Source organism: Brevibacillus parabrevis (genome assembly GCF_003710905.1).
Classification (GTDB): Bacteria; Bacillota; Bacilli; order Brevibacillales; family Brevibacillaceae; genus Brevibacillus; species Brevibacillus parabrevis.
In genome coordinates, this window is the sequence record NZ_RHHV01000019.1 from 211,112 (window position 1) to 234,935 (window position 23,824).

The window sequence follows — 23,824 nt, forward strand, 5'->3', positions numbered from 1 at the left end:
GGCGGGTTCGCCATGCTGCAAGCAAGCTTTTTGACTGTCGCCCTGTTCCTGTCAGGCTGTGCGGCCAACATGGACACCCTGCTTGCGAGCGGCGAGCAGCAAGCGACCCAGGTGGTGAAAGAAGAAATGGACAAGCGAAACCAGGCACTGCTTGCAGCAGTCAAGCAAGGAGACAAGGAAACGATCCAAAAGCTGCTTGCTGACGGAGCTGACATCAATGCAACAGATGAGCGCGGCCGCACTTCAGCCATGATCGCCGTGCACACGGATCAACTGGAAGTATTCAACCTGCTGGTGGAACATGGCGCCAACATCAACATTCGCGATGACCGCTCCGACAATCCGCTGCTGTACGCCGGGGCAGAAGGCAAGCTGGACTTCGTCCGGGCAAGCATTGCCGCAGGGGCCGATACGACGATCACCAACCGCTTTGGCGGCACCGCCCTCATCCCTGCGGCTGATCGCGGTCATGTAGAAATCGTCCGCGAGCTTTTAACCACCTCTGATGTCAACATCGACCACGTCAACAATCTCGGATGGACAGCCTTGCTGGAAGCAGTCATCCTCGGAGATGGCGGCAAAAAGCATCAGGAAATCGTCCAGCTTTTGATCGAGCACGGCGCGAACGTGAATCTGGCGGATTCCGACGGGGTCACCCCTCTGTCGCACGCGAAAAAACGCGGCTTCCGCGAGATGGTCGACATGCTCGCAAAAGCGGGCGGAAAGTAAGCGACCTCCTCTGCGCTTCATCCAGCCAAAAAGGACAGGAACGTCAGTCACGCTGGCGCTCCCGTCCTTTTTTCTTGCTGCTTCCCTAGTCCAAAAGACTTGCTTTCTCCCAAAACTTTTTCCCCACTCGCGCGTCTTATACTAATAATATCCAATATTCAAGTGCCCCTGGTCTTGCATTCCCTACATATGATTGAATCTTTCGAATAGGAGTCGGCGTAACATGAATACTCTCGCAAACGTATCCATGCTGGAAACAGACAAGCCCATTCGCAAAGCGTCACCAGACATCGATCCTCACATCGAAATGTACAAGCTTTTCCTCACTTCCAAAGAGGCCATCGAAATCCATATCAGCAATGTGACGCACCCGTCCTCCGGTATTGAAGTGTACGATATGCACGGAACGAAACTGTGCGAAGTCCGCTACACGCCGGGAGGCAGCCTCATCCTGCCTTTTTTTCCTCCGGAAGACGGCTTTTATTACATTAAGCTGACCATTGGGCCAGACCCTGACCCGCAGCATTCCTGCCAGCTTCACGTGGACAAGTACGTCCGCCTGTGCGGAACTATGGAAGATGATCGCGAATTTACTGCCGCTGGCGGGCCGTACATGATTGGTCCGACAGACGTAACGATTCCCGCAGGCGTCTGCGTCAGCTTCGAAGCTGGCGCCTCCATCAATGTCCGCTGCCAGCACAAAATCATCGTCGAGGATTACGGCTCCATCGCGTTCAACGGACAAAAAGATACGCCTGTCGTCATCATCGGAGCCATCGACAACGGCACGGCTCATCACTGGGGCCAGCTCGTCTTGTCTTCCCAAGCCAAGAGCAGCTTCACGCACATTCTTGTGCAGTACGACAACGATGAAGACGGCGTCGATTTTCTCGCCTCCTCTTCGCCGTTTGTCGCCCGTTCCACCTCGATCGAGCAGTTTCAGGCAGACATCGCCAAAACCAGCTACCTGGAAAGAGCCATCGTCGTTCCCCCGTCCTCCCGGCTCGCTTTCATCAAAACCTGGTTTCAGCAGTCCAGCCCTTACCGCTTCCATTTGCTTGGCGATCTGCTGCCTTTCGAGCTGTACTTCGGGATTGACGTCACGACTTTTGCCCACTGGGAAACGGAGACGAAGCGGGTCAACGAGCACCGCTCCCAGGCCGGAGACGTGAATTACTGGGACTTCGTCAATGGCAACTTTACGGCTGACCTGCTGGAAGCGACACATCTTTTTTCCAACAACCAGCAAAGCTCGGAGCCGCGCATCCAGCGGCTGATCGACTTCTTGCTGCTTGCCCAAAGCTGGCGACAAAAGCACGGCTATTTCAAATGGTACGACTTGATCGACCCGTTCAGCGAGCACGATCAGGATTTTTTCAAGACGTTCGAGGAAATGTCGTCCTCGTTCTGGTTGGCGCACAACACGTCGATCATTTACTGGGATACGATTGCCCGCGACTTGGGAATCTGGCAAAAAGAAGACTTTTTTGAACAGCAGTTCATCAATTCCGTCATCGTGCGCCTGCATTTCGCAGCCGATTTGCCGTTCTCGCTCACCGGGTACGGGAACAACATTCCGCCTGTCGGCTTTCTCGGCATCTCCATTCATTACGGGCCGTTCCGTTACCCAGAGCAATATCCGGCTCCCGGGCCGGAATTTGATGTGAACTACGGCCAGCTTTCGACAGCGGAGTATTTGAAGTTCATGCTGGAATCGTTGCTCAAAGGCCAGACCAATCCTGTCTATACGTGGTGGATTCCTACTCAGGCAGACAGAGACTTGTTCCACATCCTCAACGAAAAAGGCATATCGCTCGAATCCCCTCCCGAAGACTGGGATCGGGAATTTATCCAGCCCGCCCAGAAGACGCTGGACGAGATCCGGGCGCATTATCTCGGTCATTTCCAACTGGAGCATGTGCGAAGCTCCACGGCATACGTGCAAGCCCAGCAAGTGTTGGCTACCTCCTGAAACGGAGTGGGCAGCAAAACAAAAAAGATGAGCAGACATACAGGCGGTGCAGCACCTGTTGTCACGCTCATCTTTTCTTATTGCCCATGCTTGTTACACGCTTTGCAAAAACCAGCGCACAGCACGACTGATCAGTACAGGCAAAACAGAGATATGGTTTTCCCGGGCAAACTGTTCAAAAGACACGTTCAGCCCGCAATCGCCAAACACTCCCAGTCGCTCGGCCACACCTCGCGCATGCTCGTTGATTCGCGTCGGGTGAGTCTCTTCCTCTTCGCCAACTCCGATGAACAATTGTTTTGGCTGGCCGCCGCGCTGCAAACGGGAGACAAACTCCTGCTCCTCCGCCAAAATCAGCCGCTTGTACCAATCAATCGATGGACTTCCGGCTATGTAGGCGAAAAATGCATCCGGGCGCGTGTACAAAGTATGCAGGGCGAACAATCCTCCCAGCGAATGACCGAATATGGCCTGGCGCTCGCGATTGATTGCGACCATGCTCTCCACCACGGGCCGAACCTCTTCCAATACGAAGCGCAAAAAGTCGTCCGCTCCGCCCTGCCGCGGCCACTCTCCCCCTCGGGAAAAAGGCGGAAGCTCGTCAATCGGCATAGGCAAGGAGTAATCGGTAAACCGTGCAGTGGCAAAAGGAATCTCCTCGTCGTAACCGAGCCCTACGACGACGGCTGGACTGCCTTGGCCATTCCGGCTTCTGCCTTGCAGACGAACCGCCTCCACTACCGTTCCGATCACCGAATTGGCATCCAGCACATACATGACCGGAAACCCTGCTTCTGGCGCCTCTCCTGGCGGCACTGCCAAATAGATGCGATATGCCTGCCCGCTGCCAGTCGCTGTCATCGTCAACTGCTTCGTCCAGGGAATGCCCGCTGTTTTCCACTCCAGCTCACTCATTGGTTCAACGTCTGCTCAAGCGTATCGAGCAGAAGCTCCTTGCCGATCGGCATGTAAGCCTGGTTGTAGTACGGATTTGCTGGCAGGTAGTAAATTTTCCCGTTTTTGTATGCTTTCAGCCCTTGCCATACAGCGGAATCTTTGTAAGCTTGCTCGCCGCCTTCCGGGTGCAGGAGCACGATGCGGTCCGGGTTGATCGTCGTGATGCCTTCCAGCGTCAGGAGCACCATCGTCTTTTCCTTCGTGTCAGGCGACGTCGCTGGCTTCGGCAGTCCCAGATCATCGTAAAGCACCGAGCCTGCCCCTTCGCTCCCCAACAAATACGGCCCTTTTTTGTGCGCCAGGAAGATGGAGAACGACTCATTACCTGATTTCGCCTTGATTTGCTCGCCGATTTTTTTCGCTTTGGCATCGTAGTCAGCCAGCCATTTTTGGACGTCCTGTTCTTGTCCGAGAATCGTGCCGACTTCTGTAAACCGCTCCCGCCACTGCTCCAGGCTGTTTTTCAGCACGACGACAGGCGCGATTTTTTTCAACTGCTCGTAAATTTTTTCCTGTCTGGCATTCATGATGATCAAATCAGGCTCAGCCGACATCACTGCCTCGATATTGATCGTGTCCATCATGTAAAAACCGACGATCTTGGAATCTTTCAGCTTGTCCCGCACATAGAGCGACGGCTTCTCATGGTCGTATGAATCCGTGTTGGCAGTAGCGACAGGCGTATGCCCCAAAATCAGCAATTCCTCGGAAGCGCCGGAAATATCCGCAATCCGTTTGGGATGAGCCGGAATCTCCACTTCCCCTTTTGCATCCTGGACTTTTCTGGTCTGGCTCGCTTCCGCTTGCACAGGCTCCTCTTTTGGCGCTGCTGCCTGGCCGCATCCGACAACTGTCGTGGCGAGCAAGATGAGCATAAATGTATGCATAAGTGCCCGTTTCATTTGTATCCTCCCTGCAATTCATCGTTGATAATGATTTTCACTAGGAGGATTATAAACGGTTTGCTCCACGCCCGACCATAGACAATCCTGCCATCTAATTTGGATGATACTGCGCGAACAGCCGCAAGCTCTCCTCCATGATCCGTTCATGGCCGATCGCGGAATATTCCAGCCACGGATCAGGCGTCACCTCGTATACGTGCCTGTTTTGTACGGCTTTCAAGGAAAACCATTGCTCTGTTTTTTGCAGCTCGCTCCAAAAATCCCGCGATGGCTGATCCTTTTTCACGATCACGATCAAGCGGTCGGCATGATAGTGACATAATTCATCCAAGGTGATTTGCTCGTAGGCAAAAAGCGACTCCACTTGGGCAACAGGCCGGAGCTGCAAATCGCTGTACAGTACCGACCCGGTGCGCTGGCTGCCGCATACATACAGCGTAGACTGGTTCACGTAGAGCATAAGCAGGGAGTCGTCGCCAATCGCCCGCCGGAGCGTCTCCCGTGCGGCTGCCGATTTTTTGTCGTAAGCCAAAAGCCACTGCTCGGCCTCCTTGTCCCTGCCGAGATACTCGCCGATCATTTGCAAGTGCACGCGCCAGTCTTTTTCTTTCCACGGGATAAACAGGGCATTCGCCATATGTCCCAGCTCTTGCTTCACAGTCTGATCGAGATAATCGCTCGTAATGATCAGGTCAGGGCTGAAGTCGCGAATCGCCTCGCGATTGACCGCCCAGTTTTCTGCCACAAACGGATCGCGCAAATGAACGGGGATATCGATGGCGTACTTTTGCCGATAGTACGCGGACCACTTGGGATCAAGCGGCGCGGCGCCGGGAATCGTCTGCAAAGCCAAAAGCTGTCCGGTAATCGCCGTATGGTACGTCGCGACTCTGTGCCGCCTGCTTTTCATGTAGACAGTGGGCGCCACGCCTTGCTGCTGCTTGAATTTCCGGCTGAAATAATACTCGTCGCTGAAGCCGACCTGTCTGGCGATTTCCCGTACCCGCTCCCTGCCTTCGCCCATCAACTGCTTTGCCTTGTTGATCCGCAACTGGTTCACGTAATCCATCGCGCTTTTTCCGTAAGTCTTTTTAAAAAGATGCATGTAATAGTAAGGGCTTAAACCAGCCATGGCGGCCAATTTCTCAATCGTCCAGCTTTCCTGGTAGTGGTTGTCCAAATACAGCCGCGTCTGCTCCAATGTCTCCAGCGAATCCTCTACGGGTGCGCTGTCTGCATGGACTGCCAGCTCGTACATAAGCTCCTGAAACCACGCCTGCGCCCGAAAGCGACTCCGCTCGTCCGCCTGCTGCCACACATCCTCCATCGCACGACAGCGGGTGAACATGGATGACGGAGCTGTGCATGCCATGCGACCAGCCAACGGCCAGATCGCACGCCGCAGCGTGATCGTCTCATCGTCTTCGCCCTCCTGCTCGCGATACGCATCAAAAGCGAACACATGCAGGCTTAACTGCCGGAAAGATTCTATATAGAAAGAACACCGCTGCCCCGGGAGAAGCACCCACACGTCTCCTTCCTTGACGGGCTGACATTCGTCGTCTGTCTCCATCGAGCCTTTGCCGTCCAGGACGACGATCAGTCGGTGCTTGTTGTCCAGTTCTTGACCCGCGTGAGGGATATCCTGTTTGATTCTGATCTCTTCACAATGCCGCAGCTTCATCCACAAGCCTTGAAATGACTCGCCCCTGCTGTTCCCGTTGCTTCGCTTGCTCTGCATAGCTGGCTGCCACCGTCCTTTAGCTCTTATGCTCCCATTATGTTTGATAATGATTATCACCGTCAATGCAAGAAAAAAGCCCTCACTGCTCAGCGCGGGCTTCCTGCAAAAGACTTGCTAAAAAATACAGCCTTAGTGGCGAATAATATTTTTTCCGTAGTAAATCTCGTCCATCTCCAATTGCAGCCGCTCGGTTATTTCCAGCTGTTCTGCTGGCGTCAGCTTGTCTTTCGTATAGCCGAACAAGTAGTTGTTGAGATCGAACTGCCTGCGTTTGCATTTTGTATGGAAAATATTGTCCTGATAAACGTTGACATCGATCATGTGGAACAGTTCTTTGATTTCCTCGGGAATATAATTTTGAATCGAGCTGATGTCGTGATCGATGAACAGCTTGTAGCCGTGAATGTCCCGAGTAAAGCCGCGCACCCGATAATCGATCGTCATCAAATCCGTATCAAAAGAACGAATCAAGTAATTGAGCGCCTTCAATGGTGAAATCTCGCCACAGGTGGAGACGTCGATGTCTGCGCGAAATGTGCTGATTTCTTCATCTGGATGGTATTCCGGATAAGTATGGACGGTGATATGGCTTTTATCCAGCTGCAACACAACGTTCTCAGGCAACGGGCCTGGCGATTCCTCGTACGATTCCGTCGGCACCTCCACCACAGGGCCTTCGGAAACCAAAAACGTCACGCTCGCCCCTTGCGGCACATAATCTTGCTGCGCCACGTTCAAGACGTGCGCGCCAATGATTTCCGAAACATTTTTCAAGATGCTGGTCAGTCGCTCGGCATTGTACTGTTCATCTATGTACTCGATATACGCTTCCCGCTCCGCCTTCGTTTTCGTGTAGCAGATGTCGTACATGTTGAAGCTGAGCGATTTCGTCAAATTGTTGAAGCCGTGCAGCGTAATATGCTGATCGTTCGTTTGTTCCAAGTGTCGTGTCCTCCCCTGCGATGAGCGAATTTCCGCCATGATTTCCTTTTTTCAGCTTGCCCATTCCTTCCCATAAAAATCATCGGATGCAGCACGATATGCTGTTCATAAATAAGGAACGTTACTTTCTGCCTAACCTCACCTGATACCATCGAACCAATTGGAAAAATTTTGACTAACTCCCTATCTTTCGCTTGGAAAATGATGCTAAAATAATGATGTGTGTAAAAATTTTCAAAGAAATGGAGAAAAAGGCCATGGATTGGTATCTTAAAGTTTTAAAGAATTATGTAGGCTTCAGTGGGCGCGCAAGACGCACAGAGTATTGGATGTTTACCTTGTTCAGTGTAATCATTTCTTTGGTACTCATGCTCATCGAATACCTCGTCGGCTTGCCGCAATCTTTGTCTTCGCTGTACTCACTGGCTGTTTTGCTCCCTAGTTTGGGAGTAAGCGTTCGTCGCCTGCACGATGTTGGCAAAAGTGGCTGGTGGCTCCTGCTCGGGTTGATTCCGCTTATCGGAGCCATTATTTTGCTCGTATTCTTCTGCCAAGACAGTGAATCCGACAACAATTACGGTCCAAACCCGAAAGCAGAAGGAAGAGCATTGGTTTAATGCAAAAAGCCTCTCCTCAACTTGCGGGAGAGGCCCTTCTTTTTTCCTCTGCTGATCACGCTTCTTCCCAGAACCGCCGCAGATTGTCCATGCCAATCCGCGAGCCTTCGCGACAATCCTCCATACCCTCGAACTCCACTGTGATGTAACCGTCGTAGCCAGACTGCTTCACCAGCTTGACCACCTCGCGAATATTGATATCCCCTTGACCGACGATGGCACCGCGCAAGAAATTGCCGTTGACCGTCTTGAACCACTTGCCTGCTCCCGGGTCCTGGTAGTACGGACGGAAGTAAAAGTCTTTGAAATGCACCAGTGACGCATACGGAAGATTTTTCTTCACGCCCACCAATGAAGCTTCGTCGGCGCACATGAAGTTGCCGACATCGAGTGTCGTCTTGAAATTCGGACGGTTGACCGCCTGCACGACGCGTTGTACGCGATCGCTTGCCTGTACGAGCCACCCGTGATTTTCAATCGTCGTCGTAATTCCGAATTGCGCCGCATAATCAGCGATTTGCCGGCTGCCTTCAACCATCGCGTCCAGATGGCTTTCAAAATAAGCAATCGTCGTCTGCTCAACAGGTACGGTAAACGTGGAGACATCGTGGCGCATGTGGCGAATCCCCATGCGATCCAGCAAATCTACGTGCGTTTTCAAACGCGCGACCTCTGCTTCAAACGCTTCCTGGCTGTCGTGAATGAAGTTGGCTGGCATCGAATAGTTGGACAGCTCGATCCCCAGTGCTTTCGCCTTGTCTCGTACGGCATCCGCCAGCTCGTAATTGTCCACCAGCGTAAATCCGTACGGCACGATCTCCATATGCTCGCCGCCGTTGTCGGCAATCCATTGCACAACATCCAGCACATCCATTTCCCCAGCGCGAATCGCAGTCAACAAACTGTACGTGCTCAATCCGATTTTCATTTGTTCTCCACCTCATCATCGTTTTTGGTATGCGCTCTCATTTTTGAAAAGTAAGCTAGGCAAGCAATGCTCGGTCGATGAAAACGGTTTGCTGCAATCGGTTGGATTCGTAAGCGGCTTTGACCACTTCCAAAGTCCGCAGCCCATCCAGCCCTGAAATGGACGGCGCCCGTTTTTCCTTGACCGCTTGTACAAAATCGGCAATCAGCCGCGCGTCCATATCCGCAGCCCACGGAAGCTGATTCAGCTTTCCTGCCTGGTCGTTGTAGTGGAGCAAGTGCTGACGGAAGACGTCTACTTCGACCGTTCCTTGCGTGCCCACGATCCGCATCGTCACATCGCCCCACGTGGGGAATGTTTTGGGACGCGACCAGCTTGGATCGATCCCGACGATCACGCCGGATTCCAATACCAGTGAAACCATGCCGCAGTCTTCTACCGCCAACTGATGGAACCGCGTATCCAGCTCGGCGTAGACGCTTTTCACCTCATCCGCAAGCATCCAGCGTACGAGATCCATCAGGTGGACGATATGGTCGGTTGCCGCCCCGCCGCCTGACTGCTCTTCTTCCACAAACCAGCCGCCCGGCATCTGCCCGTGATTCGTGCTGTTGATAGCGAGAATTTCCCCGAGCGCTCCCAATTGCACCAGCTCTTTTACACGCTCGATCGCGGGCGCAAAGCGAACCGGATACGCCACTTGCAGAATCACCGCTTCCGCTGCGCACACCCGAATCATTTCCTCGGCATCCGGGACGGTCGTTGCGATCGGCTTCTCGCATAACACATGCTTTTTGGCTTTGGCGCAGGCGAGCACGTGCGCTTTGTGTCTCGCGTTTTCCGAGCAGACTACGACTGCTTCGATCGGAGACTGCAAAAACGCGGCCAGATCGCGGTAATATTTTGCTCCATAAGCAGCGGCCATCGCTTCACCGCGAACGGGATCGTCGTCCCAAATCGCGTGCAGCTCCGCATCTGGATGATTTCGCAGGTGTGCGGCATAGCTTTGCGCGTGCATATGAGCAAAGCTCAATATTCCTACCTTCATTGGGCAACCTCTCCTTTTGCCAGACTGACAGGCTTTCCGGCCTTCGCTGACTCGCTGGCTGCCTGGGCGATTTCTTTTGCCAGCAACCAATCGCGTACGGTCATGCCAGCAGCCGCTTCGCCTAAAAGGTGTCGGACGAGCTGCTCCCGCTGCTTCTGTAAAGGATCAATCCCGGCGTGACTTCCTTGTTCCGTCTGACCTGCAACCGCCTGTCCGTCCGCGCCACCCCTGCTCCAGCGGATCGGCAAACTGTCGCGGCTGTCGTGCAGCAGCATCCCTGCGTCACCCGTCAGCTCGAAAAACGTGTGCTCGGACGAGTCAGCCTGAGACAGCTCCACCTGTGCGATCGCACCATCACGCATCCTCAGGATGATTAGCGCATACTGGAGCAGCTGCCCTGTTGCCACCTCGCGCGCCACCTTGTTTGCCTGCACGCGCTCCACCTCGCCGAACGTCCAGCGCAGCCAGTCAAACTCGCGCATGCCCAAACGGGAAAAGATGCAGCCATCCACGCTTGCATGGGTTCCTCGCCGCAGCCGCAATACGCCTGGCTTGCCAATTGCCCCGCTTACAACCTGTTCACGCGCCTGCGCGTACTCCGGCGAAAAACGCAAAGAGTCCGTCAAGTACATCACGCAGCCATTTTGCTCGCACAAGTCTGCTGCCGCCACAAGCTGCTGATCGGACATCCCGGCGTGCTCGTCCAGGAGTATGTTTACGCCTGACCGAGCGGCATGCGTGACCCATGTTCCTTCCACTGTTCCGGCAAATTCCACAAGCTCCACTTTTTCCTCCGCCAATAAACAACGCAGCTCCTGCAAGCTTTGCGCATGGCCAGCCACCTCTACTCCGTGAATTTGCGACCAGCTTGCCTGCCGCTCTTTCGCAGAGTCATCGGCCCCGGCCACTGCTACCTTCACCATGACGCCAGACCTCCTTTTCCCCTGATCCGCTAAAGCGAAAATTGGAACACATCCTGCAACAAAATGGCGGCTGCCCCTACGACCTCGACATCCTCTCCAAGCGAATTTGGCCGGATTTCCAACTCTTCTGTCAATATGCCGTGGGCGTACTCGCACACGTATTCGCGCACCTTTTCGATCAACAGCCCGTTTTCAAAAGCGATCTCGCCGCCCAAAATGATGACCTCCGGATTGAACAAATGAATCAGGTTCACCATGCCAGCAGCCAAATAAGATGCGGTTTCCTCCAGGATGCTGACAGCGAGCGCGTCTTTTTCAGCCAATGCTTGCCGGAACATTTTCGCGTTGATTTCGTTGAGATCATCGTGGGCCAGCGCCATGATGCTGCTCGCTTTCCCTTTGGCGAGAGCGGAAAGCAGCTTCGAGTAGATCGCGGGCCAGCTGACGTAATTTTCCAGGCAACCGATGTTGCCGCAATCGCAGCGCATGCCTGCCCGATCAATCGTCGTATGCCCAAACTCTCCGGCGCCGCCTTTGTAGCCGCGATAAATCGCTCCGTCCATCAACAAGCTCGCGCCCAGCCCGTCGCCAATCGTCACGTACAGCATGTTTTGATAGTGCCGGAAATGTCCGAGAGTCTTTTCCGCGAGCAAATAAGCATTCGTATCATTGTCCACCCACGTGTCTACCCCGAACCGCTGCTCAACCATTTCCTTCACAGGAGCGTCCCGCAATCGCAGCTTTGGATTGTAGCGAATCACGCCCTTTGCCGAGTCCACGATTCCTTGCGTCACAATCGAGATGCCCATGCAGTTGTCCAGGCTGCCTGCCCGGGACAAAAACCGCTCTATGACGTCCATTAAAAATGCCAGCACGCTGTCGCCTTGATTCAGCTTGATCGGATAAGCTTCCTTTTTCCTGATCCGCGCCTCCAAATTCATCTGGGCAATCGTCAGCTTGGAGCCGGAAATCGAGATTCCGATCAAAAAGCGGCTGTCCGGCGAAAACTGAACCAAAATCGGCTTTCTTCCCCCGTTCGATTCACCGACTCCAACCTCGCTCACCAAAGCGTCGCGGATCAGCTCGCTGACAGCCGAAGTGACCGTTGTCGGGCTTAGCTTGTTCCGCTTCGCGATTTCACTTCGGGAAATGGGGCCGTATTGACGGATGGTGTCCAAAATAATCGATCGATTCAACTCCTGGATCAGCTTCAAGTCGCCCGTCCTTCGCTTGACTCCATCCCTTTTATTCATCGCTATCTCCCCTGCCGCGCATGCCGCTCACAGATGGCACGCGACCAGATGATCGTCTTCGGCCGCCTTTCGCAAATCTGGCGGAGTTGTCCGGCAAATCTCCATCGCGTATGGACAGCGCGTATGAAACAGACAGCCGGACGGCGGATTGACCGGGCTTGGCACATCCCCTTGCAAAATGATGCGCTCCCGCTTGGCACGCGGATCGGGGATCGGAACGGAAGACAGCAACGCTTTCGTGTACGGGTGCTGCGGGTTGGCAAAAAGCGTTTCTTTGGGCGCGGACTCCACGAGGCTGCCCAAATACATCACGCCGATTTTGTCGCTAATATGCTCCACGACACTCAGGTCGTGCGAAATGAACAAATACGTCAGTTGGAACTCTTCCTGCAAGTCTTTCAGCAGATTGAGGATTTGCGACTGAATGGACACGTCCAGCGCGGATACAGGCTCATCCGCCACGATCAGCTTCGGTTTCAGGATGAGGGCGCGGGCAATCCCGATGCGCTGGCGCTGCCCCCCGCTGAACTCATGGGCGAACTTTTCCGCGTGGTAGCTGTTCAAACCGACGACTTCTAGCATCTCGGCGACAGTCCGCTCCCGTTCCTTGACAGACAGCTTCGAATGGATGATCAGCGGCTCCGCCACGACATCGCGGATTTTCATCCGTGGGTTCAGTGACGCATACGGGTCTTGAAACACCATCTGCACTTGCTTGCGCACCTCGCGCAGCTTCGTCTCGTTCATTTGCGAAATCTCTTCGCCATTGATCCAAATTTTGCCCTCATCCGGGGTCAACAGCCGCGTAACCAGCCGCCCTGTCGTCGACTTGCCGCAGCCGCTTTCGCCGACGAGACTGAACGTCTCGCCCTCCTTGATTTCAAAAGAAACGCGGTTGACCGCCTTCACGCTTTTCTTGCTGGAGAACAGGCCGCTGTCAATCGGAAACGTCTTTTTGATCCCGTCTACCACAACCAGTGGCTTACGCATTCGCCCCCCTCCCTTCCTCGCCGTAGAGCCAGCAGCGGCAAAAGCGGTTCTCGCCCACGCCGGCAATCGCAGGCTCCTGCTCCCAGCAGATCGACATCGCCTCCTTGCAGCGCGGGGCAAATTTGCAGCCTTTGGGCATGTTGTTCGGAGTCGGTACATTGCCTGGAACGGAATCCAGCCTGTCGCGTTTTTGTCCGATTTTCGGCACAGAGCCAATCAAACCTTTTGTGTATGGATGCTTCGGCTCGTCAAACAGGTCGTAAACGGACGCTTCCTCCACTACCCGCCCGGCGTACATGACGACGACACGATTGCACATCTCCGCCACCACGCCCAGATCGTGGGTAATCAACAGCATCGACATATGCTCATCGGCCTGGAGCTGCTTCATGACGTCCAAAATCTGCGCCTGGATCGTCACGTCGAGCGCCGTCGTCGGCTCGTCGGCAATCAGCAGGTTGGGGCGGCAGGACATCGCCATCGCGATCATGATGCGCTGCCGCATCCCCCCTGACAACTGGTGCGGATACTCTGCCAAAATTTCTTGGGGGCGGGGAATCCCTACTTTGGTCAACATGCTGACCGCGTGCTCCCGCGCCAGCTTATCCGAATAGCCGAGGTGCAGCCGGATCGCTTCTGCCAGCTGCTCGCCGATTTTCATCACCGGATTGAGCGAAGTCATCGGCTCCTGAAAAATCATCGAGATTTCTTTTCCGCGAATCTGCCGCATGTCGTTCTCTGACATGGACAACAGGTTGGTGCCGTTATAAACAATCTCGCCTTGTGTGATCTCGCCCGTCGTATCCTTGAACAAACGCATGATCGAAAGCGAAGTCACGCTTTTGCCGCAGCCCGATTCTCCGACCAGACCGAGCACTTCGCCCTTTTTTATATGAAAGCTGACGTTGTCGAGTACGACCGTCTTGCGGTCATCCCTCGTGAACTGTGTTTGCAGATGCTTAACCTCGATGATGTTTTCACTCATCTGCCCCAACTCCCTCGTTTAGTTCTTCGTTTTCGGGTCCAGAATGTCGCGCAGGCCATCCCCTACCAGGTTGAAAGCCAGTACAGACAGGAAAATCGCCAGACCGGGAATCATCACCACGTGGGGAGAAGTCGCGAGGTAATCGCGGCCCATGCTGAGCATCGCTCCCCAGTCGGGACTTTCCGGCTTTGCGCCCAGACCGAGAAAGCTGAGACTGGAAGCAGCCAGGATAGACGTGCCGATCCTGAGCGAAAAGAAGACGATCATGCTGGATACCGTCTCCGGAAAAATGTGGCGGAAAATGATCCGGCTGCTTTTGGCCCCCATGGAGCGCGCCGCTTCCACAAAGACGGCTTCTTTGGCTGCCAGCGTATTGCCGCGAATCAGCCGGGCAAAAGACGGAATGCTGAACACAGCCACGGCCACCACGACGTTTGTCAAACCGGGGCCGAGAATCGCGACGATGGCAATAGCCAGGAGCAAGTCAGGAAAAGCGAACATGACATCGCTGCCGCGCATGATCAGCCGATCGATCCAGCCGCCGTAGTAGCCGCTGCACAAGCCCAAAATCGTCCCGATGACAGCCCCGACAAACACAGAGGTAAAGCTGACGCCGAGTGAAAGGCCCGCCCCGACAATAATCCGGCTCAAAATATCGCGCCCGTACTCATCCGTTCCCGCCCAGTGCGCCAGGGAAGGCGTCTGGAGCGTTGCATCGTAGTTTGGCTCGTACGGATCGTAAGGAGCGATCACTGGTCCGAAAATCGCGACCAGCACTAAAAACAGGATAAAAAATCCGGCCCAGAACGCCGTCTTTTGCTTTTTCCACTTTTTCCAAAACTCGCGCGCCCTGGAGCTTTGCTTGTCCAGCGTGACAACAGTCGTCTGGCCGACTTCATTTACTACCTCCATTTCCTTCGCTCCCTTCGCTTAGCTTTCATAACGGATTTTCGGATTGAGCGCCTTGTACAGGATGTCTACCAGCAAGTTCACGAGGATAAACTCCAGCGAGAACAGCAAGATGACAGCCTGCACGACCGGATAGTCGCGAAAAGCGATGGAATCGACCAGTAGCCGCCCCATGCCCGGAATGCTGAACACCGTCTCGACCACGACCGAACCGCCCAACAAAAATCCGAATTGCAAGCCAGCAATCGTCACGACGGGAATCATCGAGTTTTTCAGCGCATGCTTGCGAACGACGACCGACTCCTTCAAGCCTTTCGCCCGACCTGTACGGATAAAATCTTCTTTCAATGTTTCAAGGAGAGACGAGCGGGTAAACCGGGCCAGCATCGACATGATTCCCGCCCCCAGCGTCAGCGAAGGGAGAACGTAGCTTTTCCAGCCATCCACTCCCCCGGTCGGAAACCAGCCGAGCGTGACGGAAAAAATTTGTATGAGAATGAGCCCCAGCCAGAAGCCGGGCAAGGAAATGCCGGAAATCGCGGTCAGCATTCCGACGTAGTCCGGCCATTTGTTGCGAAAGACTGCGGAGACGGTTCCGATGAGCAGCCCCAGAACGAGCGCCCAGCCCAGGCTCATAAATGTCAAATTCATCGTGATGGAAAAACGGTTGGCGAACATGTCGCTGATCGGCAGACCTGTTTTCAAGGAGTGGCCCAGATTGCCCGTGAGCAAGTTCTGCATATAGGTGGCGTACTGGGAAAGGAGCGGCTTGTCCAGCCCAAGCTCCTGACGGACGCGGGTGATCTCCTCCAGCGTAGCGTCTTTTCCAGCCGCCAGACGCACAGGGTCGCCCGGAACGAGATGGATGAAGAAGAAAATCAAGAGAGACACGACGAAAATGATCGGGATGATCTCGATGAGCCTTTTTACGATGTAACGGAACATTGAGCGGTTCCTCCTAATGGATGGGAAAGCCACACGGCATGCAGCGTCATGCTTTCCTTCTCCCCAAGACTTTTCTTGCAACCAAGACGTAATAGGAAAGCAGCGTTGGGCTGTGAGCAGCGACCCAACGCTGCCAGAAAAACCTTATTGGAATGCCGCTTCCCTCACATAGATGCCGCCGCTTGGCGTGATGTAGACGCCGTTTACGTTGGCGCGTTTGCCGTACAAAATCTCGTCGACAGCCAGGAAGATCCATGGCGCATCTTTGAATACATTTTCCTGAACGGCTCCGTACAGCTCTTTTTGCTTGTTCTGGTCAGACGATTGGGTCGCTTCCTTGATGCTCTTGTCTACGATGTCACTCTTGTAAAAAGCGGTGTTCGCTCCTGCTGGCGGGAAGTTTTCGCTGCTGAACAGAGAGCGCATCGCGTTGTCCGGATCAGCGGAAGACCAGCTTACGTACCACATGTTCATCTTCGCCTCTTCCGGAGACTTGATGCCGTAGATTTCATCCGAGAGCGTCGCTTCCTCCATCGACTTCACCTCGACGGTTACGCCGATTTTTTGCAGCTGTTGCTGAATGAATTGCATGCCTTTCATCGTATCGGAGTTCGTGTTGCCCCAGATTTCCGTGGTGAAGCCATTTTCGTAGCCTGCTTCCTTGAGCAGTTGCTTCGCCTTTTCGATGTTGTACTCATAAACACCCTGCTTGGCGTAATGTGCAATCGTCGGCGACATGATCGATTCGAGCTGCGTGCCATACCCGGCTTTGACGACTTTGATGAACGCGTCCTTGTCGACGGCGTAGTTGATGGCTTGACGTACACGCAAATCATCGAACGGCTTTTTCAGCATGTTGATCGAAACGTAACGGGTGATCGTGGAAGGCGTGCGCTCTACCTTGACGCCCTCTGCTCCGCCCAGCGTCTCCGCTTGCTGTTCAGGCAACGGATAGATGACGTCTGCTTCGCCCGTTTTCAGCATCGCTACGCGCGAGCCGTTTTCCGGTACGGGCTTGTAGACGATTTTTCCTACTTTGGCTGCACCTTTGTTCCAGTGATCCTGGTTCAGTTCGACGGTCAGATGGTCGCCCTGCACCCATTCCACAAATTTGTAAGGGCCGGTCCCGACCGGATTTTTGGAAATTTCCTTGCCGTACTTCTCCAACGCTGCCGGGCTGATGATCCCTGTCGTGAACTTGTTGATCATCGCGGAAAATGGCTGGTTCAGCGTCACTTTTACCGTGTAGTCGTCCACCACTTCTGTGCTCTTGATGTATTTGTAGTTGCGGTAAGCCCGCAGGTTGTTGTCTTGGTTGCTCATGCGGTCAAAGTTGATTTTGACAGCTTGCGCATTGAACGGCGTGCCGTCATGGAACTTGACGTTTTGACGAAGCTTGAACGTATACTCGGTGGAATCTTCGTTCACCGAATATTCAGTCGACAAACCCGGTATAAGCTTCAAGTCTTTGTCGTAAATCAGGAGTCCTTCAAACATGGCCGACTGCACACCGCTGGACAAGGCGTCTCCGGTGTTTTGCGGGTCCATCGTGATGAAGTTTTCGTTTACGGCGATCACCATCTGATCTTTCTGCGGTGCTCCCGTACTCGCCCCTGAGTCGGGCGACGATGCTGCCGGAGTCCCTCCCCCTCCTGAACTGGAACATCCAAAAAGTAATGCCACTGAAAAAAGTAAGACAGATGCTGCTCGCAAATACGCTGCTTTTTTCATTTCCTTTTCCCCCTTACAAGGTTCTCCTTATGGTAGCAATCTGGATGTCCGTCATTGGGTACAGCATGGATGCGGTTTCACGATTTACGGCGTGAAAACGACTTCGCGGCCGGTCTGTGCCGACTCGTAAATGCCGCAGAGAATTTTCATCATCTCTACGCCGTCTGCGACTGGGCTGAGCGTCTCTTTTTCGCCCAAAATGTATGCGATAAAATGATCGATTTCATTTTGAAAGCCTTGCTTGAAGTCAAAAGACAGCTTATCCATTTGCGGAGTGACATTGAGGATGGTGTTGTGTTTTTCCGCAATGATGGACAGCTCCGGCTCTACCTCTGCTCCGCCCTTGTCGCCGTACAGCTTGACGGACAGCTCTTCTTTTTTGGCGTGCAGCGTGTAGCTCACATCGACGAACAGGGACGCGCCGTTTTCAAAGCGGATCAAGGCGTTCGCCATGTCTTCCACCGTGTTTTTGCCGGGATCGTAGTCGGCCGCCTTGTAAAAAGACAAATGCTTGACGTTGGCCCGGTTGCCGAGCTTGTTGTATGTATTGCCGCTCACCGTCGCAACTTTGGGACAGCCCATCATGTACCAGCACAGATCAATTACGTGGACACCGAGGTCAATCAGCGGCCCGCCGCCCGATCTTTCCTTGTCCGCGAACCAGCCGCCGGGATTGCCCAATCGGCGCAGGCAAGACGCTTTGGCGTAATAAATCTCGCCCAAATCTCCTGCATCGATGAACTGTTTGAGCAGTTGAGCGTTCGTATCGTATCTTCTGACGAAGCCCACCTGGAGCAGCTTGCCGCTTCGTTTGACCGCTTCTTCAATTCGCAAAGCAGATTCTACCGAGGTGCTAAGCGGCTTTTCCAGCAGTACGTGCTTGCCAGCGTCCAGCGCAGAGATGGCGAGGTCTGCGTGTGTGTTGTTCCAGGTGCAGATGCTTACTGCGTCGATTTGCGGATCGGCGAGCGCTGCCTCGATGTTGCTGTAGTAAGTCGCTGCCTGGTACTTTTCCGCTTTTTCCTTGGCGCGCGCTTCGTTGAAGTCGACAACAGCGTGAAGCTGCACGCATTCATTTTGCTGATACGATTGCAAATGCATGTCCGAAATGGAGCCTGCCCCGATCACCGCAACCTTTACTTTTTCCATGCGGATGTATGCCTCCTTGCGTTAGCAAATTGCTAATTTATTTTTTCAGTGGAGTTATTAATTGAATGATACGAAATAATCTTAATTTTGGCAATACATATTCTGCTAGTAAGCAGGAAGTTTTCCCGCGGACTGCTTCGCTGCAAACAACAGACCTGCTGCCCCGATTGCTCCAGCCTGAATCCCGACTTGCTGCCGCTCGATTCGCACCTGCCGCGCCATGGACTGGATGCTCCGCTCCCTGACGCTGCGCTTGACCTCCCGGAGCAAAATATCCGAAGCGTTCATCACGCCGCCGCCAAAAACAACCACTTCCGGATTGAACAAATGAATCAGACTGGTCGTGCCGATCCCCAGACAATACCCGGCACGCTCGATAATCTCCACGCTGTAGCGATCTCCCGCCAGCGCCGCTTCCCCGATTTCTTTTGCCGTCGGAAAAGCGCCCGCCGCAAGTGAACCGCCTGTCCACTCGCGTTGCTCCTGCTCCAGTTGGTGTTTGACCAGATGTTCGAGCGCCGTACCGGAGGCATACAGTTCGAGACAGCCCCGATTGCCGCAGCTGCACAACGGACCGTTCCAATCGATCGAGATGTGTCCGAACTCCCCGGCGCTGCCGTCTTTCCCCTGCACCAGTTGGCCGTCACTGATGATCCCTGCACCAACGCCTGTGCTGACTGTGACGTAAATCATGTTTTGCGCGCCCCGGCCCGCTCCCCACATCCACTCCGCTACTGCCGCGGCGTTGGCGTCATTGATGAGCTGCGCCGGAAGAGCGAATTTGTCTTCGATCAGCTTGCCGATCGGAACGTGCTCCCAACCGAGATTGCCGGCGAAAATGACCTCCGCAGCCTTGCTGTCGATGACTCCCGCGGAAGCTACGCCGACTCCGCGCACCTTTTGCCGATCGGCATTCGCTGTCCCAAGCACGCCTTCAATCGCCGCCAACACTCTGTCGATCACGGCCCGCTCGCCGTCTTGCGAGGAAGTGGGCAGCACTGTGCTGTTGATCATTTGCCCGCTCTTGTGCACCAAGCCCGCCAATATTTTCGTCCCGCCCAAATCAAGCCCAACCGCATACTCGTCCTGTTCCACGCGAGTCCACTCCTTTTTGTTGCTGCGTCTGTTGCAAGATGATTGCTGGCACTTTATTATTTTCTCCATTGGCTTTATAAAGTTACTCACCTCTAGTTGTATCACAAGCGAAAAAGAAAATAAAGGATTCGCACTTTTTAAAATATTTTTTGTGCGCAAAAAAACCCTTCCTGCCAGACCGCAGAAAGGGCTTCCTTCGTTGCTGTTTACTTGAACCAGCCTTTTTCCTTGAAGTGCATGATCGCTTCAATCCGGTTGCTCACGCCGAGCTTGTCGAGAATCACGGAAATGTAGTTGCGCACCGTTCCCGTCGTAATGAACAGCTGGCTGGCGATTTCCTTCGTGTTTTTGCCGTCCGCAATCAGCAAAAGCACTTCCTTTTCCCGCTCTGTCAGCGGGTTTTCCTGCCCATACGCTTCATCGACCAATTCCGGGGCATAAATTCGTCTGCCCGCCATGACGCTGCGGATCGAGCTTGCCAGCTCTTCGCTGGGGCTGTCCTTGAGCAAATAGCCGTTCGCTCCGGCCTTCAAGGCGCGCTCGAAGTATCCCGGACGGGCAAAGGTCGTCAAAATCATCACTTTGCAGCCGCTGCCCTTCAGCTCCTCAGCAGCGTCCAAACCGCTTTTCACAGGCATTTCGATATCCATGATGCAAATATCCGGCTTATGCAGGTGGACGAGCTTGACGGCATCCTCACCGTTGCTCGCCCTGCCGACGACCTGCATATCCTCTTCCAGATCGAGCAGAGAAGCCAGAGCACCAAGCAGCATGCGCTGATCCTCTGCAATGACGATGCGAATCATGCTCACGCCTCCTTTTCCGGTTGTTTGAAGCTGTTGGGCACCCGCAGTACGACTTGTGTCCCGGCCTCCGATGATAAAATGTCCATGCTGCCGTTCACAAATTCCAGCCGCTCACGCATCCCGCGCAGTCCATTTCCGCGGCAAGCCGCTTGCTCCACCATCCCGCTGCCGTTGTCCGCCACGCGCACAATCAGATCCGTACGAGACGGCTCGATGGTGATGGAACACCGGCTGGCGTTGCTGTGCTTGATAACATTTGTCACAGCTTCCTTCAAACACATGCTGAGCACCGTTTCCGTCATCAAGGACGTATTGTTCAAATCCGGGTCGCCTTCCAGCGCAAACTCGATTTCAGCCGCCTTGAGAATTTGCCTGATCCGAAACATTTCCTCGGTCAGCCGCGTCCCGCGCATTTGCGTAACCATTTCCCGCACTTCTTTCAACGCAATTCGCGCCGTCTGCCTGATTTCCTCCAGCTCAGTCTGTGCCCGAGCCGGATTTTTGTAGATCAGCTTGCTGGCGAGATCGCTTTTCAGCCCGATCAAAGACAGCTTTTGTCCCAGCGTATCGTGCAAGTCGCGGGCAATCCGCTGGCGTTCCTCCAGCTTGACCAGTTCGGAAATCCGCTTGTTGGCGTGATTCAGCTCACCTTGCAGCTTCTCCCGCTTGTTCCAGTTGTACGTGGTCACTGGCAGCAAAATGACAGCGATCAGGCTGACGAGCACAAACGGAAGCTGGTTGAAAAGCTGCGCATTTTTCGAAAGGAAGCCCATGTTGATCGTCGCAAAGGTGCTGATCAGATGGATCGTATACAGCGTGATGAACCCGATCTTGTTCTGGATGTTCCCGATGAAAAAGGCCAGGAACAGCGCGAAGTAGACGTAGCCGAACATGACGGTCATCGCGATCGAGATCACGATCTGCAAACTGGTCCAAAAGTAGATCAGCCACCCTTTGGAGAGAAACGACAGGACGTAGCAGACGAAAAACAAAAGAATCATCACGATTCCGCTTGCGACCTCGTACGTAGACGACGAGCGGAAAATGAAGTAAAACGGCAGGATGTAGAAGACAACCCACACATAAGGGCTAAGGCCCGTGTTTTTTTGCAGAATGTGATACCACTTTTGCATGTATGCCCACCTTTTTCTTCGCCACTACTTATCAGTGTATCGGAATGAAGGAGTTTCGGGCAGGCTTATTTTCCTTCCAGACTCGTTTTTTGGCTGTGCAACGCGTCCATAATCGCCCCGGTCGAAGCTTGAATCTGCTTGATTTCCTTGAAGCTCACAAACTGCTTTCTCTCTTCGTCCCACAGGCGGAAGCTCAACGATTTCAGGCTGGAAGACAATGTAATCGTCGTCGCCATTTGCAGCGGCGGCGTCCCGTTATGTGCCTTTTCCAAATTGTAGTTTGGCACCTTTGGACTCAAGTGATGCACATGGTGAAAGCCGATGTTCCCCGTGATCCACTGCAAGACGCGCGGCAGTTTGTAGTACGAGCTGCCTTCCACAGCAGCTTTGACGTAGCTCCACTCTTCTTCGTTTTCAAAATACGAATCCTCGAACTGGTGCTGCACATAGAACAGCCAGATTCCGAGCAACCCCGAGATAAAAAAGACAGGAACCTGTATGAGCAAAAACGCTTGCCAACCGATCGCCCAAGCGAGAAGCGCATACAAGCCGACCAAGAGCACGTTGGTCAAGTACGTGTTCAGCCGCTCTTTGCGGCGTGCCCCTTTGCGATTGAAGCGATATTGCAGCGCGAAGACAAAGAACGGGCCGATCCCGAACATGACGAGCGGATTGCGGTAGATGCGGTAAGCGATTTTGCGCCAGAGCGGAGCCGCGAGGTATTCGTCCACGGTCAAAATCCAGATGTCGCCGACACCGCGCTTGTCGAGGTTGCTGCTCGTGGCGTGGTGAATCGAATGGCTTTGCTTCCACTGTTCGTACGGCACGCAAGTAATCACGCCCGTAATCGTGCCGAGAATGTCATTGGCCCGCCGGCTTTTGAAAAAAGACTGATGGCAGCAATCGTGAAAAATGATGAAGGTGCGAATGACAAAACCAGCTGTGATGATGACCAGCGGCAACGTCAGCCAGTACGAGACGGACAGGCTGAGATAGGCACCGTACCAAAGAAAAAGCAAGGGAACAATCGTGTTGATCATTTGGCGAATACTCGATTTCGTATCCGTTTTTTCAAAGGGAGCCACATTCTTTTTCAACTGGGCGATGTTCGATTGATGCATCAATTGGTTCCTCCTCGATATGAAGCGCGTATGACTGGATGACCAGACGCAATTTTCTATCTTTATTGTAGAAAATGCGCTCGGTTCGCTGTAGTCATAAACGTCAAGTCGAGGGTATGACAAATGTCATGGTTGAACAAATCAACTGGAAATTTTAGGATATGTGAACACTCACGAAAAATACTCCAACAAGTAAACCGTCTGCTCTTCCGGCTTGAGCAAAGCAAACACCGTTCCGCCGCCGATGACCGACATGAAGCGGAAGCGCTCTGTCGCGCCGCATACCATGCTCTCCTCGATCCCGTAATCGTGGGTGACATTCCACTGCAAGTTCATGAAAAACTCTCCGCTCATCTCCCGGGCTGTCTCCTGATCGATCAGGACGTCGGAATCGTCGTGCCCCCAGTCCTCCGTCAGCTCCGTGATGTGCCGAAACTCGCCAGTCAGCTCGTAATGGTACTTCGTAAACTCATAGCTGTAGAAGCCTTCGACATAATAGTCCACGTCAAAATCAGCCAGCTCGGCCAGCCCGTCCATGATTCGTTCCTTATACGCCTTGAGCGTTACTTTATCCTTCAAATATTCCTGCTTGTTTTGGGCAAAATCAGCCTGCAAATAGGCGTGGACTTCCTCCACATTTCCTCCGCCGAAGACGTCCAGGTTGCCGAGAAATTCGTACTTGCCCGCCACGTAACGGAAGCCGAAAAAGTTGTTCTCGGCGTGTTTGTACTCTTTCTCGCAGTAAAGGCCATCTGTGCCGAGCAGATGAAGCTGGTAGACACTTCCCTCGTGCAGATGAGAAAACGTGAGCAACGGCCGGAAATAGCAAGCGAGCCGCTCATCCACAAAAACCTCGCTCGCTTTCGGATACATGATCACTTTTTGTTCCTGCTGATTTTTCTCCATGTTTCTCTCCTCCACTTCTCTCTTTGGCATTTTTGT

At 53.7% G+C, this 23,824-nt stretch carries 22 protein-coding genes; 3 read left to right on the top strand and 19 right to left on the bottom strand.

From position 1 onward, the window contains the following. Nucleotides 1-12: 12 nt before the first annotated feature. Together EDM60_RS24665 and EDM60_RS24670 are read left to right on the top strand one after the other, a co-directional pair. Nucleotides 13-729, top strand: a complete 717-nt coding sequence (locus tag EDM60_RS24665) for an ankyrin repeat domain-containing protein (RefSeq protein WP_409362248.1) — start codon at nucleotides 13-15, stop codon at nucleotides 727-729. Between the two features lie 223 nt (nucleotides 730-952). Continuing rightward, the gene (locus EDM60_RS24670; RefSeq protein ID WP_122966302.1) at nucleotides 953-2,701 is read left to right on the top strand and encodes a hypothetical protein; all 1,749 of its coding nucleotides are present in this window, start codon (nucleotides 953-955) and stop codon (nucleotides 2,699-2,701) included. A gap of 93 nt (nucleotides 2,702-2,794) precedes the next feature. Here the strand turns inward: EDM60_RS24670 and EDM60_RS24675 are convergent, their stop codons facing one another. The 4 genes from EDM60_RS24675 to speD form a co-directional block, all read right to left on the bottom strand. Next, the gene (locus EDM60_RS24675; RefSeq protein ID WP_122966303.1) at nucleotides 2,795-3,616 is read right to left on the bottom strand and encodes an alpha/beta hydrolase; all 822 of its coding nucleotides are present in this window, start codon (nucleotides 3,614-3,616) and stop codon (nucleotides 2,795-2,797) included. Beyond that, nucleotides 3,613-4,560 carry an ABC transporter substrate-binding protein gene (locus EDM60_RS24680; protein WP_122966304.1) on the bottom strand — a complete coding sequence of 316 codons (948 nt, stop codon included), beginning with the start codon at nucleotides 4,558-4,560 and terminating at the stop codon, nucleotides 3,613-3,615. Before EDM60_RS24680 ends, EDM60_RS24675 begins: the two co-directional genes overlap by 4 nt. Nucleotides 4,561-4,654: 94 nt before the next feature. Then, on the bottom strand, nucleotides 4,655-6,304 hold the full coding sequence (locus EDM60_RS24685) for an AraC family transcriptional regulator (protein ID WP_122966305.1): 1,650 nt from the start codon (nucleotides 6,302-6,304) through the stop codon (nucleotides 4,655-4,657). A 132-nt stretch (nucleotides 6,305-6,436) separates the two neighbouring features. After that, nucleotides 6,437-7,249, bottom strand: coding sequence for an adenosylmethionine decarboxylase (gene speD / locus EDM60_RS24690; protein ID WP_122966306.1), 813 nt, complete (start codon nucleotides 7,247-7,249; stop codon nucleotides 6,437-6,439). A gap of 257 nt (nucleotides 7,250-7,506) precedes the next feature. Between speD and EDM60_RS24695 the strand changes: the two genes are divergently transcribed. Then, a complete protein-coding gene (locus EDM60_RS24695) occupies nucleotides 7,507-7,866 on the top strand; it encodes a DUF805 domain-containing protein (RefSeq protein ID WP_122966369.1) in 360 nt (119 codons plus the stop codon). A 55-nt stretch (nucleotides 7,867-7,921) separates the two neighbouring features. Here the strand turns inward: EDM60_RS24695 and EDM60_RS24700 are convergent, their stop codons facing one another. The 15 genes from EDM60_RS24700 to EDM60_RS24770 all read right to left on the bottom strand — a co-directional run bounded on the left by EDM60_RS24700 (nucleotide 7,922) and on the right by EDM60_RS24770 (nucleotide 23,788). Continuing rightward, on the bottom strand, nucleotides 7,922-8,794 hold the full coding sequence (locus EDM60_RS24700; RefSeq protein WP_122966307.1) for a sugar phosphate isomerase/epimerase family protein: 873 nt from the start codon (nucleotides 8,792-8,794) through the stop codon (nucleotides 7,922-7,924). A 55-nt stretch (nucleotides 8,795-8,849) separates the two neighbouring features. Beyond that, nucleotides 8,850-9,842, bottom strand: a complete 993-nt coding sequence (locus tag EDM60_RS24705; RefSeq protein ID WP_122966308.1) for a Gfo/Idh/MocA family protein — start codon at nucleotides 9,840-9,842, stop codon at nucleotides 8,850-8,852. After that, entirely contained in the window at nucleotides 9,839-10,765 is a 927-nt protein-coding gene (locus tag EDM60_RS24710; protein ID WP_122966309.1) for a Gfo/Idh/MocA family protein, read from the bottom strand. The genes EDM60_RS24705 and EDM60_RS24710 overlap by 4 nt, the downstream gene beginning before the upstream one ends. A gap of 29 nt (nucleotides 10,766-10,794) precedes the next feature. Further along, nucleotides 10,795-12,018 (bottom strand): ROK family transcriptional regulator, encoded by a 1,224-nt coding sequence (locus EDM60_RS24715; RefSeq protein ID WP_122966310.1) that lies wholly within the window; start codon nucleotides 12,016-12,018, stop codon nucleotides 10,795-10,797. 27 nt (nucleotides 12,019-12,045) lie between these two features. After that, complete coding sequence (locus EDM60_RS24720) at nucleotides 12,046-13,008, bottom strand: ABC transporter ATP-binding protein (protein WP_122966311.1); 963 nt, start codon at nucleotides 13,006-13,008, stop codon at nucleotides 12,046-12,048. Then, nucleotides 13,001-13,993, bottom strand: a complete 993-nt coding sequence (locus tag EDM60_RS24725; RefSeq protein WP_122966312.1) for an ABC transporter ATP-binding protein — start codon at nucleotides 13,991-13,993, stop codon at nucleotides 13,001-13,003. The genes EDM60_RS24720 and EDM60_RS24725 overlap by 8 nt, the downstream gene beginning before the upstream one ends. A gap of 18 nt (nucleotides 13,994-14,011) precedes the next feature. Then, nucleotides 14,012-14,905, bottom strand: a complete 894-nt coding sequence (locus tag EDM60_RS24730) for an ABC transporter permease subunit (RefSeq protein ID WP_063230612.1) — start codon at nucleotides 14,903-14,905, stop codon at nucleotides 14,012-14,014. An 18-nt stretch (nucleotides 14,906-14,923) separates the two neighbouring features. Further along, on the bottom strand, nucleotides 14,924-15,847 hold the full coding sequence (nikB, locus tag EDM60_RS24735) for a nickel ABC transporter permease (protein WP_122966313.1): 924 nt from the start codon (nucleotides 15,845-15,847) through the stop codon (nucleotides 14,924-14,926). Nucleotides 15,848-15,991: 144 nt separating this feature from the next. Next, nucleotides 15,992-17,578: a glutathione ABC transporter substrate-binding protein gene (locus tag EDM60_RS24740; protein ID WP_122966314.1), complete on the bottom strand. Its 1,587-nt coding sequence runs from the start codon at nucleotides 17,576-17,578 to the stop codon at nucleotides 15,992-15,994. Between the two features lie 84 nt (nucleotides 17,579-17,662). Further along, nucleotides 17,663-18,727, bottom strand: coding sequence for a Gfo/Idh/MocA family protein (locus EDM60_RS24745; protein ID WP_122966315.1), 1,065 nt, complete (start codon nucleotides 18,725-18,727; stop codon nucleotides 17,663-17,665). A gap of 105 nt (nucleotides 18,728-18,832) precedes the next feature. Next, nucleotides 18,833-19,822, bottom strand: coding sequence for an ROK family protein (locus tag EDM60_RS24750; RefSeq protein WP_122966316.1), 990 nt, complete (start codon nucleotides 19,820-19,822; stop codon nucleotides 18,833-18,835). A 206-nt stretch (nucleotides 19,823-20,028) separates the two neighbouring features. After that, nucleotides 20,029-20,628: a response regulator transcription factor gene (locus tag EDM60_RS24755; protein ID WP_063230618.1), complete on the bottom strand. Its 600-nt coding sequence runs from the start codon at nucleotides 20,626-20,628 to the stop codon at nucleotides 20,029-20,031. 2 nt (nucleotides 20,629-20,630) lie between these two features. Next, on the bottom strand, nucleotides 20,631-21,761 hold the full coding sequence (locus EDM60_RS24760) for a sensor histidine kinase (protein WP_122966317.1): 1,131 nt from the start codon (nucleotides 21,759-21,761) through the stop codon (nucleotides 20,631-20,633). A gap of 65 nt (nucleotides 21,762-21,826) precedes the next feature. After that, nucleotides 21,827-22,882 (bottom strand): Delta(5) desaturase DesA, encoded by a 1,056-nt coding sequence (gene desA / locus EDM60_RS24765; protein ID WP_122966318.1) that lies wholly within the window; start codon nucleotides 22,880-22,882, stop codon nucleotides 21,827-21,829. A gap of 171 nt (nucleotides 22,883-23,053) precedes the next feature. Then, entirely contained in the window at nucleotides 23,054-23,788 is a 735-nt protein-coding gene (locus EDM60_RS24770) for a hypothetical protein (protein ID WP_122966319.1), read from the bottom strand. Nucleotides 23,789-23,824 lie beyond the last annotated feature (36 nt).

Excerpts from the sequence above, each read along its gene's own strand:
- EDM60_RS24760 (WP_122966317.1), bottom strand. The coding sequence starts at position 21,761 with ATGCAAAAGTGGTATCACATTCTGCAAAAAAACACGGGCCTTAGCCCT.
- EDM60_RS24740 (WP_122966314.1), bottom strand. The coding sequence starts at position 17,578 with ATGAAAAAAGCAGCGTATTTGCGAGCAGCATCTGTCTTACTTTTTTCA.
- EDM60_RS24680 (WP_122966304.1), bottom strand. The coding sequence starts at position 4,560 with ATGAAACGGGCACTTATGCATACATTTATGCTCATCTTGCTCGCCACG.
- EDM60_RS24700 (WP_122966307.1), bottom strand. The coding sequence starts at position 8,794 with ATGAAAATCGGATTGAGCACGTACAGTTTGTTGACTGCGATTCGCGCT.
- EDM60_RS24665 (WP_409362248.1), top strand. The coding sequence starts at position 13 with ATGCTGCAAGCAAGCTTTTTGACTGTCGCCCTGTTCCTGTCAGGCTGT.
- EDM60_RS24670 (WP_122966302.1), top strand. The coding sequence starts at position 953 with ATGAATACTCTCGCAAACGTATCCATGCTGGAAACAGACAAGCCCATT.
- EDM60_RS24745 (WP_122966315.1), bottom strand. The coding sequence starts at position 18,727 with ATGGAAAAAGTAAAGGTTGCGGTGATCGGGGCAGGCTCCATTTCGGAC.
- EDM60_RS24675 (WP_122966303.1), bottom strand. The coding sequence starts at position 3,616 with ATGAGTGAGCTGGAGTGGAAAACAGCGGGCATTCCCTGGACGAAGCAG.
- EDM60_RS24705 (WP_122966308.1), bottom strand. The coding sequence starts at position 9,842 with ATGAAGGTAGGAATATTGAGCTTTGCTCATATGCACGCGCAAAGCTAT.
- EDM60_RS24685 (WP_122966305.1), bottom strand. The coding sequence starts at position 6,304 with ATGCAGAGCAAGCGAAGCAACGGGAACAGCAGGGGCGAGTCATTTCAA.
- EDM60_RS24695 (WP_122966369.1), top strand. The coding sequence starts at position 7,507 with ATGGATTGGTATCTTAAAGTTTTAAAGAATTATGTAGGCTTCAGTGGG.
- EDM60_RS24770 (WP_122966319.1), bottom strand. The coding sequence starts at position 23,788 with ATGGAGAAAAATCAGCAGGAACAAAAAGTGATCATGTATCCGAAAGCG.
- EDM60_RS24720 (WP_122966311.1), bottom strand. The coding sequence starts at position 13,008 with ATGCGTAAGCCACTGGTTGTGGTAGACGGGATCAAAAAGACGTTTCCG.
- EDM60_RS24715 (WP_122966310.1), bottom strand. The coding sequence starts at position 12,018 with ATGAATAAAAGGGATGGAGTCAAGCGAAGGACGGGCGACTTGAAGCTG.
- desA (WP_122966318.1), bottom strand. The coding sequence starts at position 22,882 with ATGCATCAATCGAACATCGCCCAGTTGAAAAAGAATGTGGCTCCCTTT.
- EDM60_RS24710 (WP_122966309.1), bottom strand. The coding sequence starts at position 10,765 with ATGGTGAAGGTAGCAGTGGCCGGGGCCGATGACTCTGCGAAAGAGCGG.
- nikB (WP_122966313.1), bottom strand. The coding sequence starts at position 15,847 with ATGTTCCGTTACATCGTAAAAAGGCTCATCGAGATCATCCCGATCATT.
- EDM60_RS24755 (WP_063230618.1), bottom strand. The coding sequence starts at position 20,628 with ATGATTCGCATCGTCATTGCAGAGGATCAGCGCATGCTGCTTGGTGCT.
- EDM60_RS24730 (WP_063230612.1), bottom strand. The coding sequence starts at position 14,905 with ATGGAGGTAGTAAATGAAGTCGGCCAGACGACTGTTGTCACGCTGGAC.
- EDM60_RS24725 (WP_122966312.1), bottom strand. The coding sequence starts at position 13,993 with ATGAGTGAAAACATCATCGAGGTTAAGCATCTGCAAACACAGTTCACG.